The organism is Orrella dioscoreae (assembly GCF_900089455.2).
In the GTDB taxonomy this organism is placed as follows: Bacteria; Pseudomonadota; Gammaproteobacteria; order Burkholderiales; family Burkholderiaceae_B; genus Orrella; species Orrella dioscoreae.
The window spans coordinates 2,345,898-2,359,243 of the sequence record NZ_LT907988.1; the positions used below are offsets into that span (position 1 = coordinate 2,345,898).

15 protein-coding genes are annotated in these 13,346 nt (G+C 65.5%); 5 read left to right on the plus strand and 10 right to left on the minus strand.

Translation table 11 applies throughout. The annotated features are described in order from the left end of the window. The first annotated feature begins 92 nt into the window (after window positions 1–92). Both fliE and ODI_RS10965 read left to right on the plus strand, forming a co-directional pair. A complete protein-coding gene (fliE, locus tag ODI_RS10960; protein WP_067750841.1) occupies window positions 93–431 on the plus strand; it encodes a flagellar hook-basal body complex protein FliE in 339 nt (112 codons plus the stop codon). Window positions 432–504: 73 nt separating this feature from the next. Continuing rightward, entirely contained in the window at window positions 505–1,683 is a 1,179-nt protein-coding gene (locus ODI_RS10965) for a putative bifunctional diguanylate cyclase/phosphodiesterase (protein WP_067750837.1), read from the plus strand. A gap of 108 nt (window positions 1,684–1,791) precedes the next feature. On the opposite strand, the gene ODI_RS10970 is transcribed toward ODI_RS10965, so the two are convergent. From ODI_RS10970 to msuE, 3 genes are all read right to left on the minus strand, one after another. Further along, a complete protein-coding gene (locus ODI_RS10970) occupies window positions 1,792–2,820 on the minus strand; it encodes a methionine synthase (protein WP_067750835.1) in 1,029 nt (342 codons plus the stop codon). A gap of 28 nt (window positions 2,821–2,848) precedes the next feature. Beyond that, window positions 2,849–3,832, minus strand: coding sequence for a DUF1852 domain-containing protein (locus ODI_RS10975; RefSeq protein ID WP_067750832.1), 984 nt, complete (start codon window positions 3,830–3,832; stop codon window positions 2,849–2,851). Between the two features lie 70 nt (window positions 3,833–3,902). After that, on the minus strand, window positions 3,903–4,484 hold the full coding sequence (msuE, locus tag ODI_RS10980) for an FMN reductase (RefSeq protein ID WP_067750830.1): 582 nt from the start codon (window positions 4,482–4,484) through the stop codon (window positions 3,903–3,905). 354 nt (window positions 4,485–4,838) lie between these two features. Here msuE and ODI_RS10985 point away from each other — a divergent pair, with 354 nt between their 5' ends. Both ODI_RS10985 and ODI_RS10990 read left to right on the plus strand, forming a co-directional pair. Further along, the gene (locus tag ODI_RS10985) at window positions 4,839–5,759 is read left to right on the plus strand and encodes a LysR family transcriptional regulator (RefSeq protein ID WP_067750827.1); all 921 of its coding nucleotides are present in this window, start codon (window positions 4,839–4,841) and stop codon (window positions 5,757–5,759) included. Further along, on the plus strand, window positions 5,759–6,625 hold the full coding sequence (locus ODI_RS10990) for a methylenetetrahydrofolate reductase (RefSeq protein WP_067750825.1): 867 nt from the start codon (window positions 5,759–5,761) through the stop codon (window positions 6,623–6,625). The genes ODI_RS10985 and ODI_RS10990 overlap by 1 nt, the downstream gene beginning before the upstream one ends. Window positions 6,626–6,678: 53 nt before the next feature. On the opposite strand, the gene ODI_RS10995 is transcribed toward ODI_RS10990, so the two are convergent. From ODI_RS10995 to ODI_RS11025, 7 genes are all read right to left on the minus strand, one after another. Beyond that, the gene (locus tag ODI_RS10995; protein ID WP_067750822.1) at window positions 6,679–7,542 is read right to left on the minus strand and encodes a flagellar brake protein; all 864 of its coding nucleotides are present in this window, start codon (window positions 7,540–7,542) and stop codon (window positions 6,679–6,681) included. Between the two features lie 17 nt (window positions 7,543–7,559). Then, a complete protein-coding gene (locus ODI_RS11000; RefSeq protein WP_067750820.1) occupies window positions 7,560–7,874 on the minus strand; it encodes an EscU/YscU/HrcU family type III secretion system export apparatus switch protein in 315 nt (104 codons plus the stop codon). Further along, window positions 7,871–9,082: a flagellar hook-length control protein FliK gene (gene fliK / locus ODI_RS11005; protein WP_098020896.1), complete on the minus strand. Its 1,212-nt coding sequence runs from the start codon at window positions 9,080–9,082 to the stop codon at window positions 7,871–7,873. Before fliK ends, ODI_RS11000 begins: the two co-directional genes overlap by 4 nt. Beyond that, complete coding sequence (locus ODI_RS11010) at window positions 9,079–9,360, minus strand: flagellar protein FliT (protein ID WP_067749506.1); 282 nt, start codon at window positions 9,358–9,360, stop codon at window positions 9,079–9,081. Before ODI_RS11010 ends, fliK begins: the two co-directional genes overlap by 4 nt. Before the next feature lie 116 nt (window positions 9,361–9,476). Further along, a complete protein-coding gene (gene fliS, locus ODI_RS11015; RefSeq protein ID WP_067749504.1) occupies window positions 9,477–9,893 on the minus strand; it encodes a flagellar export chaperone FliS in 417 nt (138 codons plus the stop codon). Continuing rightward, on the minus strand, window positions 9,893–11,290 hold the full coding sequence (gene fliD / locus ODI_RS11020; protein ID WP_067749501.1) for a flagellar filament capping protein FliD: 1,398 nt from the start codon (window positions 11,288–11,290) through the stop codon (window positions 9,893–9,895). The genes fliS and fliD overlap by 1 nt, the downstream gene beginning before the upstream one ends. 111 nt (window positions 11,291–11,401) lie before the next feature. Then, window positions 11,402–11,809, minus strand: coding sequence for a flagellar protein FlaG (locus ODI_RS11025; RefSeq protein ID WP_067749499.1), 408 nt, complete (start codon window positions 11,807–11,809; stop codon window positions 11,402–11,404). A gap of 189 nt (window positions 11,810–11,998) precedes the next feature. Between ODI_RS11025 and folC the strand changes: the two genes are divergently transcribed. Next, complete coding sequence (gene folC / locus ODI_RS11030) at window positions 11,999–13,306, plus strand: bifunctional tetrahydrofolate synthase/dihydrofolate synthase (RefSeq protein WP_067749498.1); 1,308 nt, start codon at window positions 11,999–12,001, stop codon at window positions 13,304–13,306. The last annotated feature ends 40 nt before the right edge of the window (window positions 13,307–13,346 follow it).

Below are 13,346 nucleotides of genomic sequence, written 5' to 3' on the forward strand. Positions count from 1 at the left end.
ATGTCGGGTTTTTTCCCGTTATTTGAGGGATAGGCATGCCAGGGGACGGGTTAGCCTAGCTGCACTTGGCGTTTTCTACGGAATTTATTCAGATGGCTATCCAGAACCTGTCTGGCATCGAAAGCATGCTTCAGCAGATGCGGGCCGCCGTGCGCGCGTCCCAGGCGGGGGAACTGTCGGCGATCAGCCGCGAGCCGAGCGCCGTGCAGGGTGGTTTCGCTGCCGAATTGCAGCGTTCCATCCGCAAGGTGTCCGATGCGCAGAATGCGTCGCAGGCCCAGGCCCGGGCCTTCGAGCTGGGCGCGCCGGATGTTTCCCTGAATGACGTGATGATCGATATCCAGAAGGCCAGCCTTGCGTTTCAGGGCGCGGTCCAGGTCCGCAACAAGCTGGTCTCGGCGTACCAGGAAATCGCCAATATGGCGGTCTGAATGCTCGCAGGCGGTTTGTCGGGCGTGACCGGTACTTCCCTGTGGTCCGAGGCAGGGCGCTTGCCGGTGCGCGATGCTTGACACCTTTACTCTGCTGGTCGTCTCGATTCTTCTGTTCGAAGGCCTTGGTGTCGTCCTGCTGCTGTGCTGGTTCGTGTCCCGCCGGGGCGGCTCCATGCTGCTTGGCCTGTGCGGCGGCATCCCCCTGTTGATCGCGCTGGGGCTGGTGCCCGTCTGGTATTTCTGGTCCGTCCACCAGATCAGCCTGCAATACCTGAACATGGCGCTGCTGGGCACGATGCTTTTCGTGCCCTGCGGCGTCCTGCTGCTGCTCACCATTCACTTCCTGCGCGCCGAGTCCATCGTGCGCGCCGTGCGCAACACGCGCAGCGGCCACAGCGTCTACGCGCTGTCGCAGGTGATGGACATGGAATCCCTGGAAGATGACCTGCGCGCCGCGATGCAGTCGTCCGACCAGCTGTTTGTGCATTACCAGCCCATTTTTGATTCCGCCTCGCGTCAGCTCGCAGGGTTCGAGGCGCTGCTGCGCTGGAACCACCCCGAACGCGGCCTGGTGCCGCCGATGCAGTTCATTCCCCTGGCCGAGCAAACCGAGCTCATCGTGCCGCTGGGCGCGTGGGTGCTGGAAAACGCCTGCGCCGAAGCCGCGCGCTGGCCCGAGTCCTGGTACCTGTCGGTCAACCTGTCGCCGATCCAGCTGGAGAAAGTGCAGATGGTGCGCGATGTGCGCACGGTGCTGGACCGTACCGGGCTCGCGCCCGAGCGCCTCGAGCTGGAAATCACCGAAGGCGTGCTGGTGGCCGCCGCGGGCGGTGAAATCTCACGCCTGGCCGAACTCCGGCGCGCCGGCGTGAAGGTCGCCATCGACGACTTCGGCACGGGCTATTCCAGCCTGGGCTATCTGCACCAGCTTCCTTTCGACACCATCAAGATCGACCGGTCCTTCGTGCGTGACCTGGAAACCGATCCGGGGGCCCAGGCGATCGTGGGCACCATCGTCGAGCTGTCCCGCCGCCTGGAACGCGAGATCGTCGCCGAAGGTGTCGAAACCGAAGGCCAGTATGCCGCCCTGGCGGCCTTGCAATGCCAGCGGGTGCAGGGCTGGCTGCTGGGCAAGCCGATGTCCGCGGAGGACCTTCATGCGACATTCATCGAGCCGCTGACGCACAAGGAAGAAGAGGCCCGTTCGGCGAACTGGGAAGAAGGCATGGAACTGCCTGCGTCGAGCTGATGCCGCTGTGTCCGGATGACGCTGCCAGATGAAAAAAACCGCGATGGCCATCGCGGTTTTTTCATTTCAGCGGCAAGTCCTCGCGCGACCGCCGCGCCCGGCAGGGCATCAGGCCGGCAGTTCCCCGCGGATGATCGCCGCGCCCGCGCTGAGGGCGTTCAGCTTGCCTCTTGCCACGTGGCGGGGCAGGGGCGCCATGCCGCAGTTGGTGCAAGGATAGAGCTTGTCGGCATCCACGAATTTGAGCGCCTTGCGCAGGGTGTTGGCCACTTCCTCGGGCGTTTCAATGGCGTGGGTCGCGACGTCGATGGCGCCCACCATGACTTTCTTGCCGCGGATGAGTTCGATCAGGTCGATGGGAACGTGCGAGTTGTGGCACTCCAGCGACACGATGTCGATGCTGGATTGCTGTAGCTTGGGGAAGGACTCTTCATACTGGCGCCACTCGGAGCCCAGCGTCTTCTTCCAGTCGGTATTGGCCTTGATGCCGTAGCCATAGCAAATGTGCACGGCGGTTTCGCATTTGAGCCCCTCGATGGCCCGCTCCAGGGTGGGGACGCCCCAGTCGTTCACCTCGTCGAAGAAGACGTTGAAGGCAGGTTCATCGAACTGGATGATGTTCACGCCGGCAGCCTCCAGCTCCTTGGCCTCCTGGTTGAGGATCTTGGCGAATTCCCAGGCGAGTTTTTCGCGGCTCTTGTAGTGGCTGTCGTAGAGCGTGTCGATCATCGTCATGGGGCCAGGCAGCGCCCACTTGATGGGCTGCGTGGTCTGCTGGCGCAGGAACTTCGCGTCCTCGACGAAAACAGGTTTCTGGCGGCTCACGGCGCCGACGACGGTGGGCACGCTCGCATCATAGCGATCGCGGATCCTGACCGTTTCCCGCTTCTCGAAATCGACACCGCTGAGGTGCTCGATGAACGTGGTGACGAAATGCTGGCGAGTCTGCTCGCCATCGCTGACGATATCGATGCCTGCCTGTTGCTGCTCCTGCAGCGACAGGCGCAAGGCATCCTGCTTGCCTTCCACCAATCCTTCTTCCTGCAGTTTCCAGGGCGACCAGAGTTTTTCAGGCTCCGCGAGCCAGGAGGGCTTGGGCAGGCTGCCGGCGGTGGAGGTGGGCAAAAGCTTTTTCATGATGAATGGTTCCGCGTATTGGGTGGGGTCAGACGGTGTAGTTGGCAGCCCATTGCTCGAGCAGGTTTTTATATGGCTTGATGAAATGCTCTTCCGTGAACTTTCCCTGCTTGACGGCAAGCTGGCTGCGTTCCTCCCGGTCGTAGACGATTTGCGTCAAGGAGTAGTCCGTATTTTTCAGGCTGGGCTGGTAGGCATTTCCTGCGGCGGAATTGGCGTTGTAGATCTCGGGGCGGTAGATTTTCTGGAACGTTTCCATCGTGCTGATGGTGCCGATGAGCTCGAGATTGGTGTAGTCGCCGAGCAGGTCGCCCGAGAAATAGAAAGCCAGGGGCGCCACGCTGCCTTCAGGCATGAAGTAGCGGACCTGCAGGCCCATCTTTTCGAAATACCGGTCGGTCGAGGAAAACTCGTTCTGCAGATACTCGACGCCCAGGATGGGGTGGCGGTTTTCCGTCCGCAGATAGGTCTTGCTGCTGGATGCGCTGATGCAGATGACGGGAGGCTTGCCGAAGTGTTCCTTGTAGGCGTCGGAGCGCAGGAAGTGCTGGAAGAGCTTGCCGTGCAGATCGCCGAAATCCTCCGGGATGCTGAACGCGGCCTTGTCGTTGTTGTGCTCGGGCAGCAATACGCTGAAGTCGTAGTCGCGCACGTAGGAAGAGAAATTGTTCCCCACGATGCCATCGATGCGCTCGCCGGTCTTCCTGTCGAGGATGGTGGTCTTGAGGATCTCGATCAAGGGAAAGGCATTGCCCCCGTCCCCGGCCGCGAGGGTCATCTCGACGGAGATGATGTCGAGCTCGACGGTGTAGCGGTCTGCCTTCGGGTTGTCCCAGCGCGCCAGGCTGTTGAATCGGTTGTCGATCATCCTCAGGGTGTTGCGCAGATTCTGCTGGCGGCTGGTTCCCCGCGCCAGGTTGGCAAAATTGGTCGTGATGCGCGTGCTGTCCGAGGGCTGGTAGTTTTCATCGAAAACAATGCTCTTGATGCTGAATGTGAAGTCTTGGCTCATTGTGGGTGTCTTGATTTCTACGAAAACTTGAATGATTCGGCTGCCTGGCGGCGGCCGCATGGCGCTTGCTTCAGGCCGCAACCGCCATCCCGGGCGTGGCGGACAGCGTCTGGCGTGCCAAGTCGATCACCGGCAGCGCGCGCTGGACCGCCAGGTCGGCGCGCTGGATCAGGGCCTCGTCCCGCAGGCGGTAGTCGGTGAAATCCTTGTCGGTCGCATACACGCCCAGCGGCAAGGTGCGTGCCTGGAAGAAGCTGAACAGCGGCCGCAGCTGGTGATCGATCATCAGGGCGTGGCGCTCGCTGCCGCCGGTGGCCGCCAGCAGGACGGGCTTGTCGACCAGGGCATCCTGGTGGATGAAGTCGAAGAAGTGCTTGAACAGCCCCGTGTAGGTGCCACGGAATACCGGCGTCGTCACCACCAGGACGTCAGCCTGTTCGACGGCGGCAAGTTCCCGCTCCACGGCATCGGGCAACTGCGGGCGCCAGGTCGCGCCGGCAAACTGCAGCGCGAGCTGGCCCAGCTCGATCAGGCGTTGTTCGCAGGGCGCTTCGCGGCCGATCAGGTCCAGCAGGTGCGCGGCCAGGGCCGCGGCCTTGGACGGGCGCTGCAGCCCGCCGGAAACAGCGACTAAACGGAGGGGGCGTGTCATGGTTGCTTCTCTGGGGAGTGGCTGGCGTGTGCAGGCGCTCGCGCACGCAAGGTCATGGCTTCGGCGGTTGGGTCGGCGGGGTGGGCCGGGCGATCTGGCGGGCGGTGCGCCACCTTGCCTCGGGGGGATGCTTCCTGCGGCCAGCGCGCGTTCAGCTTGTCCGCGGCGCCCGGCGCGACCGTGAGCAGCCAGCGTTCAACGCAGGCACCTGCTCTGGCGCATCGGTAAGGTGAGGGGGTTGATGAGGGTCAAGGCATGCTCTGAAAAACGCGAATATGGGAGCAGATGCTAGACAGGTGGGGTGATGAAGTAAAATGGTTTTATTTCACAAATCCATGAATCTGGATCATACAAATGCTTGAGCGCATTCACCTCAGCATCGTGCAGCAGGTCGAGAAGCAGGGGTCGTTGACGGCCGCCGCGGGCGTGCTGAACCTGACCCAATCGGCCTTGAGCCACAGCATGAAGAAGCTGGAACAGCAACTGGGCACCGATGTCTGGCTGCGCGAAGGCCGAAGCCTGCGCCTGACGCAGGCGGGCCAGTACCTGCTGGCCGTGGCGAACAGGGTGCTGCCGCAATTGGACCTGGCCGAAGAGCGCCTGGGCCAGTTTGCGCAGGGCGAGCGTGGGGCGCTGCGCATCGGCATGGAGTGCCACCCTTGCTATCAATGGCTGCTCAAGGTGGTGTCGCCCTATCTGGCGGCATGGCCAGACGTGGATGTCGACGTCAAACAGAAGTTCCAGTTCGGCGGGATCGGTGCGTTGTTCGGCTATGAAATCGATCTTCTGGTCACGCCAGACCCCTTGTTCAAGCCGGGGCTGACGTTCGAGCCCGTGTTCGACTACGAGCAGGTGCTGGTCGTGGCCAAAGGCCACGACCTGGCTGCCGTGGCCTACGTGAAGCCCCAGCAACTGACCCATGAAGTGCTCATCAGCTATCCCGTCGACGTCGAGCGGCTGGATATCTACAACCAGTTCCTGTTGCCTGCCGGTGTTGCGCCCAAGCGCCACAAAGCCATTGAAACCACCGACATCATGCTGCAGATGGTGGCCAGCGGCCGTGGCGTGGCGGCCTTGCCGCGCTGGCTGGTCGAGGAGTACGCGGCCAGGATGGACGTGGTGCCCGTGCGGCTGGGCGCGCGCGGCATCGCCAAGCAGATCTTCCTGGGCGCACGGGAGGCGGACGATGCCACCGACTATCTGCGCGCCTTCATCGAGCTTGCCCGGCAGCCTGCCATCGCGCCTGCCGCCGACACCGCGCGGGATGCCCGCTGATGGACGTTGCTGTCGCGCGCAGGCCACCGCTGCATGACTGCTACTCGATGGAAGTCAGCGCGAAGGATATCCCGGCGTTGACCGCGGTGGCGCCCCGGCTCCCGCCCGCGTCGACCATTTCCATCCCCTACCTGGCGGGCGAGGGCAACGCGGCGCGGCTGGCCGCGGCGCGGGCGGTGCGCGAACTGGGCTTCGAGCCCATGCCCCATATTTCCGCGCGCCGCGTCGCGTCGCTCGCCGAGCTGCAAGCCTTCGTCGCGCGCGCGGCCGCCGAGGCAGGCGTGGAACGCTGCTTCGTGATCGCGGGAGACCCTTCCACGCCCAAGGGGCCGTTTCCCGATAGCTTCTCGCTGATCGACACCGGTGTCTTCGAGCGCGCCGGCATCAAGGCCCTCGGCGTGGGCGGCCATCCGGAAGGCCATCCTGTCATGAGCGTGGCCGATCGCTGGGAGGTTCTCGAACGCAAGTGCCGTGGCATCGAGGGGCGTGGCATGGCGCCTTCGATCGTCACGCAGTTCGTCTTCGATGCCGACGTCGTGCTGACGTGGCTGGAGGCATTGCGCGCGCGTGGCATCGCGCACCCCGTGCGGGTGGGCGTGCCGGGTCCCGCGGGCGTCGCGGTGCTTGCACGCTATGCCGCCATGTGTGGCGTCGGTGCGTGCGCGTCGATGCTGGCCAAGTACGGTATTTCCATCGGCAAGCTGCTTGGCACGGCGGGACCGGACCGCTTCGTCGATCGCCTGGCTGCCGGCCTGACGCCAGCGCATGGAACGGTCAGTCTGCACTTCTTCCCATTCGGCGGCATCGCGCAGTCAGTCGGGTGGATTGAGCAGTACCGCGCGACGAGAAAGCAAAACACCCGATGACGGTCATCGGGTGTTGCGTTACTTGCGCCGCCAGCGGCACGAGTTGCTGCGCGTCAATCGTGTGAGCTGTTGCGCTGCTTTTCCAGGCGCCACACCACCTGCTGCAGCCAGGTCTCCTGGCGGGCATCCAGATCGATGAACAGGGCGCCCAGGTGCGTCAGGGGCGGGTGTGCGCCGTGCGTCTGGGCCTTGGCCACCGGGGGCTTCACGCCTTCGAGGGCCGGGTCGACATGCGGGGTCGAGCCGTCGGGCAGGGGTTGGCCCGGCTGGCGGCCCAGCGCATACGCGTTGCGGACCTGCAGCGAGGTGCGCAGGGTGCCGGCGTCGCCGAAATCCAGCGTCACGTCCTTCATGGTTTCGCCGGGGGCAGGCAGGTCGCTCAGCAGCGCGTTGCAGCGCATGCCGATGCCTTCGATCGAGATGTCACGGATGTTGAAGGTGTACGTCCCGGCGGCCAGCGCGGCGGGCGTCCAGCGCGCCACGATGCCGGGCTGGCTGCCCGATACCTGGACCTGCGCGCGGAAGGAGCGGCGGCGCTGGATGCGGGCAAGCCTTTCCGGGAAGCCGGACCACAGTGCCGAGCGGCCGTCATCCAGGCGCACGACTTCGGGGCGGCTGATGCGGAAGCGGATCTGCACGCCGCTGTAGCCGTGGCCGATGACGTCGAACACCGTGCCCGCCATCAGGCCGCGGGTGTCGTTCTCGGCGAAGTCCGAGCCTTCGTAGTCGCGGGGCAGCCAGAAGAACGACCGGGTGGACTTGTCGATTGCCAGCAGTTGCACGGCGAGCTCGCGCTCGGCCGGATCGCGCACGACGATGTGGCTGTCCGGGTGCATCAGTTCGAAGAGGGCCGCGCGGATGTCTTCCGGGCTGGAAAGCCAGTAATCGGGATCGTTTTCTGTGTTGGCCAGGGACATGTTGGATTCTCTTGGTGTTACGACTGACCCGGCTCTCCGATACGCGCGGATGGCGCGTTATCGGCGGATTCCAGGCGATAGAGCCATGCCATCAGTTCTGCGACGGCGAGATACATCTGGGGAGGAACGTGACTGTCCAGATCCACCTGCATCAGCAGGCCCACGAGTTCGGGCGATTCATGGACGTAGAGATCGTTTTCGTGCGCGGCGCGGAGAATTGCGTCCGCCAGTATCCCATAGCCCTTGGCCACGACGCGAGGTGCGCGATCCTGTTCCGAGTCATAGCGCAAGGCGATGGCGGTCTTGCGGTTGCCGGGCGTGGCTTGGCTCATGGCGACGGCTCCGGTGACGGGGCGTCCGCCGCGTTGGCATCCACGCTGAAATGCGTCAGGGCAAAGCCTGCCGCTTCATAGCGGTTGCGCAACAGTTCGGAGGCTTCCTGCAGCCGGCTGGCGCTGTCGGGCGCGGCCAGGCGCATGACGAGCTGGTTGCCGGCGGCAAGCTGCAGGTGCGCCTCGACGCGCCCGAGCGTGGGCAGTTCCAGCACCAGGCGGCTGGACCAGGCAGGCCCTTGCTCGGGGCTGGCGCCTTGCTCGGCGTCGCGGCCCACTTCCCACCACATGGGGGCATCGGGCCAGGCCTCGCCGCGCCAACTGACCATCTGGTTGGCAAGCACTTCCAGCTGCTGGCGCACCAGCATGGCGGAATCGGGGTGCACGCCCGAGGCGGTCAGCGTGGCGCCGGCCTGGGTCGCTTGCGGGGTGTCGGCGGCAGGGCGGCCGGCGGTATCACCGGCGCGCTGGCCGTCAGGCTGGGGATTCTGCTGGTGCAGGCGCGCCTGGGGCTCGGCCTGCAGTTGCGCGGGCGTGCGCTTGCCAAAGGCCAGCGCCGCCAGGTGGGACTCATAGAACAATCCGCTGCCGTCCAGGGCCTGTGCCAGCGCGCGGGCGAGGAGGGCAGCGCTGGGTGCCTGGGCCAGGGCAGGGGCGGCCTGTTGCGTGGCGGCCGTCGCGCTGGCGCCGCCTTGCGGCGCGGCAGGCTGGCCTTCGGCACGGGGGGCGGGCGAACCTTGGGCGCCCGGCGCGGCGGCGGCCGGGGCGGCCGCGCCACCGGCCTGCGCAGGCGTGGACCACAGCGGCGCCTTCCCGGTGGCGGGCGGGGCGGGGTCGGGGTAACGCGACAGCAGCGCCAGGATGGTGCGTGCCGTCATTCCCAGCGACGTGGGGGCCGAGGGCGTCGAGGCGGTGCTGGCATGGCGCATGCGGCCGGCCACGGCGCCGTCGTCGTCCTGGCCGGCGATCTGGCCGGCACCGCGGCCGGAGCCGCGCGTGCCGTCGATGCGGGTGCGCTCCAGCGTTTCCTTTTCCGTGCGGCTGCCCGGCACATCGGGGCCGAGCAGCCTGGCGGCCGCGGCTGCCTGCGCCAGGGCGTCAGGGCGTGCACCGTTGATCAGGTTGGCGTGCTGGGCAAGCGTGGTGCCCAGCACCGCGTCGAGGCGCTGGACCAGCAGCGTGCCCAGCGCTGACGATCCGACGCTCATACCTCAGGCGCCGAGAGTCCGTAGGTGTGGATCAGGGATTGCTGGCGCTTCATGCGTCCCAGCAGATCACCCAGCCGGGCAAGTTGGGGAACGGCGAGGTCGCGGGTCAGCGCATCGTTTTCGAGAATGCGCACGAGGAAGTCGTGCTTCTGTCCGCGTCCCGCATCATCCAGGGGACCGGAGTCGTCGAGCGTGCGGATCTCCTCGGCCAGTTCGCAATACTGCTGGCCGAGTTGCAGGACGAGTGTCCAGTCGCCTTGGCGGGCGGCTGCAAGCATCGCGTCCGTGATGGCCGCGATCTTTTCATACTGCCGCAGGATGGGGGGCTGCGGCGAAGGGGGGGAGGAGGCGCGGGTAGACAAGGAAGTCCTTCGTAACGGAGAAGGTGGGAAGTTCAGCTCCCCTTGCCGGTAACGGCGCGCCAGGCATCGGCGATGTCGGCGAGCAGTCGATCGGCGACGTCCAGTCGCTCGATGTCGGCATTCAGGTTGGCCAGGAGTAGACTATGCGAGGCCAGCTCGTAGACATTGCGGAGATTGACGGCAATTTCACCGCCCTTTTCCATGTCAAGGCAGGCCTTCAGGCCGTTTTCAATGATGTCCAGCGCCTTGGAGATGGACTGGCCACGCGCCGGGATGTTGCCTTCTTCCATGTACAGCTTGGCGCGTGCGATGGCGGCGCGCGCGCCATCGAGCAGCAGGGTGATCAGCTTCTCGGGCGAGGCGCTGAGCACCTCGGTCTCGAGGCCGATATTGGAATAGGTGTGGGCGATACCGCGTGCGCCCGGGGACCGGCGGGTGGCGTAGCTCATCAATTCTTCTTGGTGGCGTTGGCGCTCAGCATCTCAAGCTGTTGCGTGAGATAGCTGGACGTGGCGTTCATCTGGGTGACGATCTTGTCCAGCGCCAGGAACTGCTTCCGATAGACTTCCATCTGGCTATCGATGCGGGCTTCGGCCGAGGCGAGTTGCGTCTTCAGGTCGTCCACCTGACGCTTGGCGCCGCTCTGGGCGGTGCTGATGATGCCCTGCTCGGTGTTGAGGATGCTCTCGGTGGTCTTCTGCAGGCGGGCCGACAGGCCGTCTTCGCCAGCGAAGAAGGCGATCACCTCGGAGGGGTTCGCCTTCAGTGCGGCTTCGAGCTTGGTGTTGTCCACCGTCAAGGCGCCGGAAGCGGGATTGGTGGTGATGCCCAGGCCTGCCAGCGTCCCGACGGCGGTGCCGGGCAGCGAGAAGTCCAGGATCGAGCGCATCTGGCTCTGGATGTTGCGCGACACCGAGTCGCCGGTCAGCACGCTGGCCTGGCCGTTATCCGCGTTGTAGCTGGTCAGCTGGCGGATATTGGTGTTCATGTTGTTGTAGGCGTTCACGAAATCCGTGACGGCCTTGGTGGCCACCGAGGGATCGCGGGTCGCGCTGACGAGCACGGGGTCCGTGCTCGTCTTCTTGTTCAACGTGAGCGTCAGGCCTTCGACGGCGTCGGTCACCGTGTTGGTCTGGCTGGTGATCTCGATGCCGTTGATCGTCAGCTTGGCGTTCAGGGCCTCGGTCTTCTGCTCCAGGGTGTGGGCGGAGGGATCGGCCGCGTCATAGCCCAGCAGGCTCTGCAGGTCGGCGTTGCCCTCGACCGAGATGCTGGTGATGGCGGCGTCGGTGCCGGTCGTGCTGGCGGTCAGCATCAGGCGGTGGGGCGAGTCGGAGCCGTCGTTGATCAGCGTGGCGTTCACGCCCAGCGAGGGGTCTGCATTGATGGCTGCCACGATGGCATCCAGCGACGTGTCCTTGCCGCTCAGGTCCAGCTTGGCCGTCGTGCCGTCTTCACGCGTGAAGGTGATGACGCCGCCGTTGCCGATGTTGCTGGTGCGATCTTCGCGGCCCAGGCCGACCAGCGATTGCGCCTTGGCCAGTTCCGTGATCTCGACGCTGTATTGCCCGGCGATGGCCTTGTCCGACCCCGTGACGGTCAGCGTGTCGGTGCTGTTCGAGGTGACCTTGACCGCGCCATAGGTGGACGCCTTGCCCAGGGCCTCGGCGGCCTTCTGCACGGCTTCGACGCTGCTTTTCAGCACGCCGTAGGCGGACAGGCGCGCGTTGGCGACGGTCTGCTTGTTCTGGATGACGGTGAGCGGGGCTTCCGAGTTCTTGCGCAGATCAGCCAGAAGTTGATCCAGCGGAAGACCCGAACCGACGCCGATGTTGGAGATTGCCATGCTTCAGTGCTCCTAAGTTAGGTATTGTGCGCCCGGGTCCGTCCCATCTATCAGGCGGGAAAAGGGCACATCACCTGCCAATTCTTGAAATTCCGGTGACGCCGGCTTGTTTCAGGCCTGGGCGTTGACGATCTGGCCTTGCAGGCTGACGATGATTTTCGCCATGCGCAACACGGCTTCGCTGGGGATGGTGCGGATGGTGTCGCCCGTTTCGGCGTCCAGCACGCTCACCACCAGGCGCTGGATGTCGGGGTCGACCTCGAATTGCAACTGGGTCGACCAAGCCTGCATGCCGCGGTTGAGTTCTTCGATCGCGCCTTCGAGCGTCTGGGTCGTGTTGTCGGCGCCCGCATTGGCAGGGTTCTGTCCCTGATTGGAGGTCGCGGTGTCGCCCGCCGAGGATTTCTGGGCGTCGCCGACCGCCGCCACGGTGGTGCTGGGCAGTTGGAGCGCGGAATCGGGCAGGATCGGCGCGGCCTGCACGGACGCGACTGCGGGAGTGACGGGAGGGATGGCCATGGGGGCTCCGAAAGGCAGTTTTATTCGCACCATGCGCGCACGGTGACGCCGCGACGCTTCTCGGACTGGTTACGGTCGTAATCCAGGGAACTTTAGGGTGCTGTTCAAGGGAATGGGGGGGGCGGGTTGTCCCGTAGAAACGCGAGGCGCCTGCGCTACACTTCGGCCTTTCCCGTTCACACTGCTGTCATGTCGCTACCCGTACCTGGCGCCGCCGCCACGCTGGATGATTGGCTGGGCTATCTCGAATCCATCCACGCCCGTCCCATCGACATGGGGTTGGAGCGGGTGCGGCAGGTGGCCGAACGCATGGCGCTCAAGCTGGATTGCGTCACGTTCGTGGTGGCCGGGACCAACGGCAAGGGTTCCACCTGCGCAATGCTGGAGGCCATGCTGCTGGCTGCCGGCTACCGGACCGGCCTCTACACCTCGCCGCACCTGCTGGCCTTCAACGAACGGGCGCGTGTCAATGGCGAGCACGCCAGCGATGCGGACCTGATCGCCCAGTTCCAGCGGGTGGAAGCCGCGCGCGCCGAGGTGCCGCTGACCTATTTCGAGTTCACCACCCTGGCCATCCTGAGCCTGTTCGCCGATGCCGGGCTTGACGCGGCCGTGCTGGAAGTGGGCCTGGGCGGGCGCCTGGACGCGGTGAACATCATCGATGCCGATTGCGCCATCGTGACCAGTGTCGATATCGACCATACCGACTGGCTGGGCGACACGCGCGAACGCATCGGCTTCGAGAAGGCCCATGTCTTCCGGCCGGGCCGCCCGGCCATCTGCAGCGACCCCGTGCCGCCCGAGTCCCTGCTGGCGCATGCCCAGGCCATCGGCGCGGACCTGTGGCGCTTTGGCCACGATTTCAACTATGCGGGCGACCGCCAGCAATGGAATTACGGCGGACGCAGCCAGCGCCGCCGCGCACTGGCCTATCCGGCGCTGCGTGGTGCCAACCAGTTGTTGAATGCCTGCGCCGCGCTGGCGGCGCTGGAGTCGGTGCACGAGCGCCTGCCCGTGCCACAGCAGGCGGTGCGCCTGGGACTGGCGCAGGCCTCCTTGCCCGGACGCTTCCAGATCGTGCCGGGCAAGCCCGCCATCATCCTCGACGTGGCCCACAATGCGCATGCCGCGGCCGTCCTGGCGCAGAACCTGGACAACATGGGCTTCTTCCCCTATACGCACGCGGTGTTCGGCATGCTGGCCGACAAGGACGCCGACGCCGTCATCCAGGCCCTGGGCCGCCGCATCGATCGCTGGCATTGCGCCACGTTGCCCGGCGCCCGGGGGCGCGACGGCGAGGCGCTGGCCGGGCAGGTGCGCGACACCCTGGCGCTGGATCCGCACAAGGCCGACGAGCCCCGCGTGCAGGCCGCCGCCAGCGCGGCGCAAGCCTTTGAAACGGCGCTGGGCGAGGCAGGTGAGGGTGATAGAATCGTGGTGTTCGGGTCCTTCCTGACGGTGGCGGCCGTGCTCCAGGCACTGGGCCGCTCCGCTTGAGTCTGGGGCCACTGAGTCGGGGCCGCTGAGCGCCGCTGAC

Bases quoted from the DNA above. Each gene is read 5' to 3' on its own strand.
- fliE (WP_067750841.1), top strand. From the start codon at position 93: ATGGCTATCCAGAACCTGTCTGGCATCGAAAGCATGCTTCAGCAGATG.
- ODI_RS10965 (WP_067750837.1), top strand. From the start codon at position 505: ATGCTTGACACCTTTACTCTGCTGGTCGTCTCGATTCTTCTGTTCGAA.
- ODI_RS10970 (WP_067750835.1), bottom strand. From the start codon at position 2,820: ATGAAAAAGCTTTTGCCCACCTCCACCGCCGGCAGCCTGCCCAAGCCC.
- ODI_RS10975 (WP_067750832.1), bottom strand. From the start codon at position 3,832: ATGAGCCAAGACTTCACATTCAGCATCAAGAGCATTGTTTTCGATGAA.
- msuE (WP_067750830.1), bottom strand. From the start codon at position 4,484: ATGACACGCCCCCTCCGTTTAGTCGCTGTTTCCGGCGGGCTGCAGCGC.
- ODI_RS10985 (WP_067750827.1), top strand. From the start codon at position 4,839: ATGCTTGAGCGCATTCACCTCAGCATCGTGCAGCAGGTCGAGAAGCAG.
- ODI_RS10990 (WP_067750825.1), top strand. From the start codon at position 5,759: ATGGACGTTGCTGTCGCGCGCAGGCCACCGCTGCATGACTGCTACTCG.
- ODI_RS10995 (WP_067750822.1), bottom strand. From the start codon at position 7,542: ATGTCCCTGGCCAACACAGAAAACGATCCCGATTACTGGCTTTCCAGC.
- ODI_RS11000 (WP_067750820.1), bottom strand. From the start codon at position 7,874: ATGAGCCAAGCCACGCCCGGCAACCGCAAGACCGCCATCGCCTTGCGC.
- fliK (WP_098020896.1), bottom strand. From the start codon at position 9,082: ATGAGCGTCGGATCGTCAGCGCTGGGCACGCTGCTGGTCCAGCGCCTC.
- ODI_RS11010 (WP_067749506.1), bottom strand. From the start codon at position 9,360: ATGCTTGCAGCCGCCCGCCAAGGCGACTGGACACTCGTCCTGCAACTC.
- fliS (WP_067749504.1), bottom strand. From the start codon at position 9,893: ATGAGCTACGCCACCCGCCGGTCCCCGGGCGCACGCGGTATCGCCCAC.
- fliD (WP_067749501.1), bottom strand. From the start codon at position 11,290: ATGGCAATCTCCAACATCGGCGTCGGTTCGGGTCTTCCGCTGGATCAA.
- ODI_RS11025 (WP_067749499.1), bottom strand. From the start codon at position 11,809: ATGGCCATCCCTCCCGTCACTCCCGCAGTCGCGTCCGTGCAGGCCGCG.
- folC (WP_067749498.1), top strand. From the start codon at position 11,999: ATGTCGCTACCCGTACCTGGCGCCGCCGCCACGCTGGATGATTGGCTG.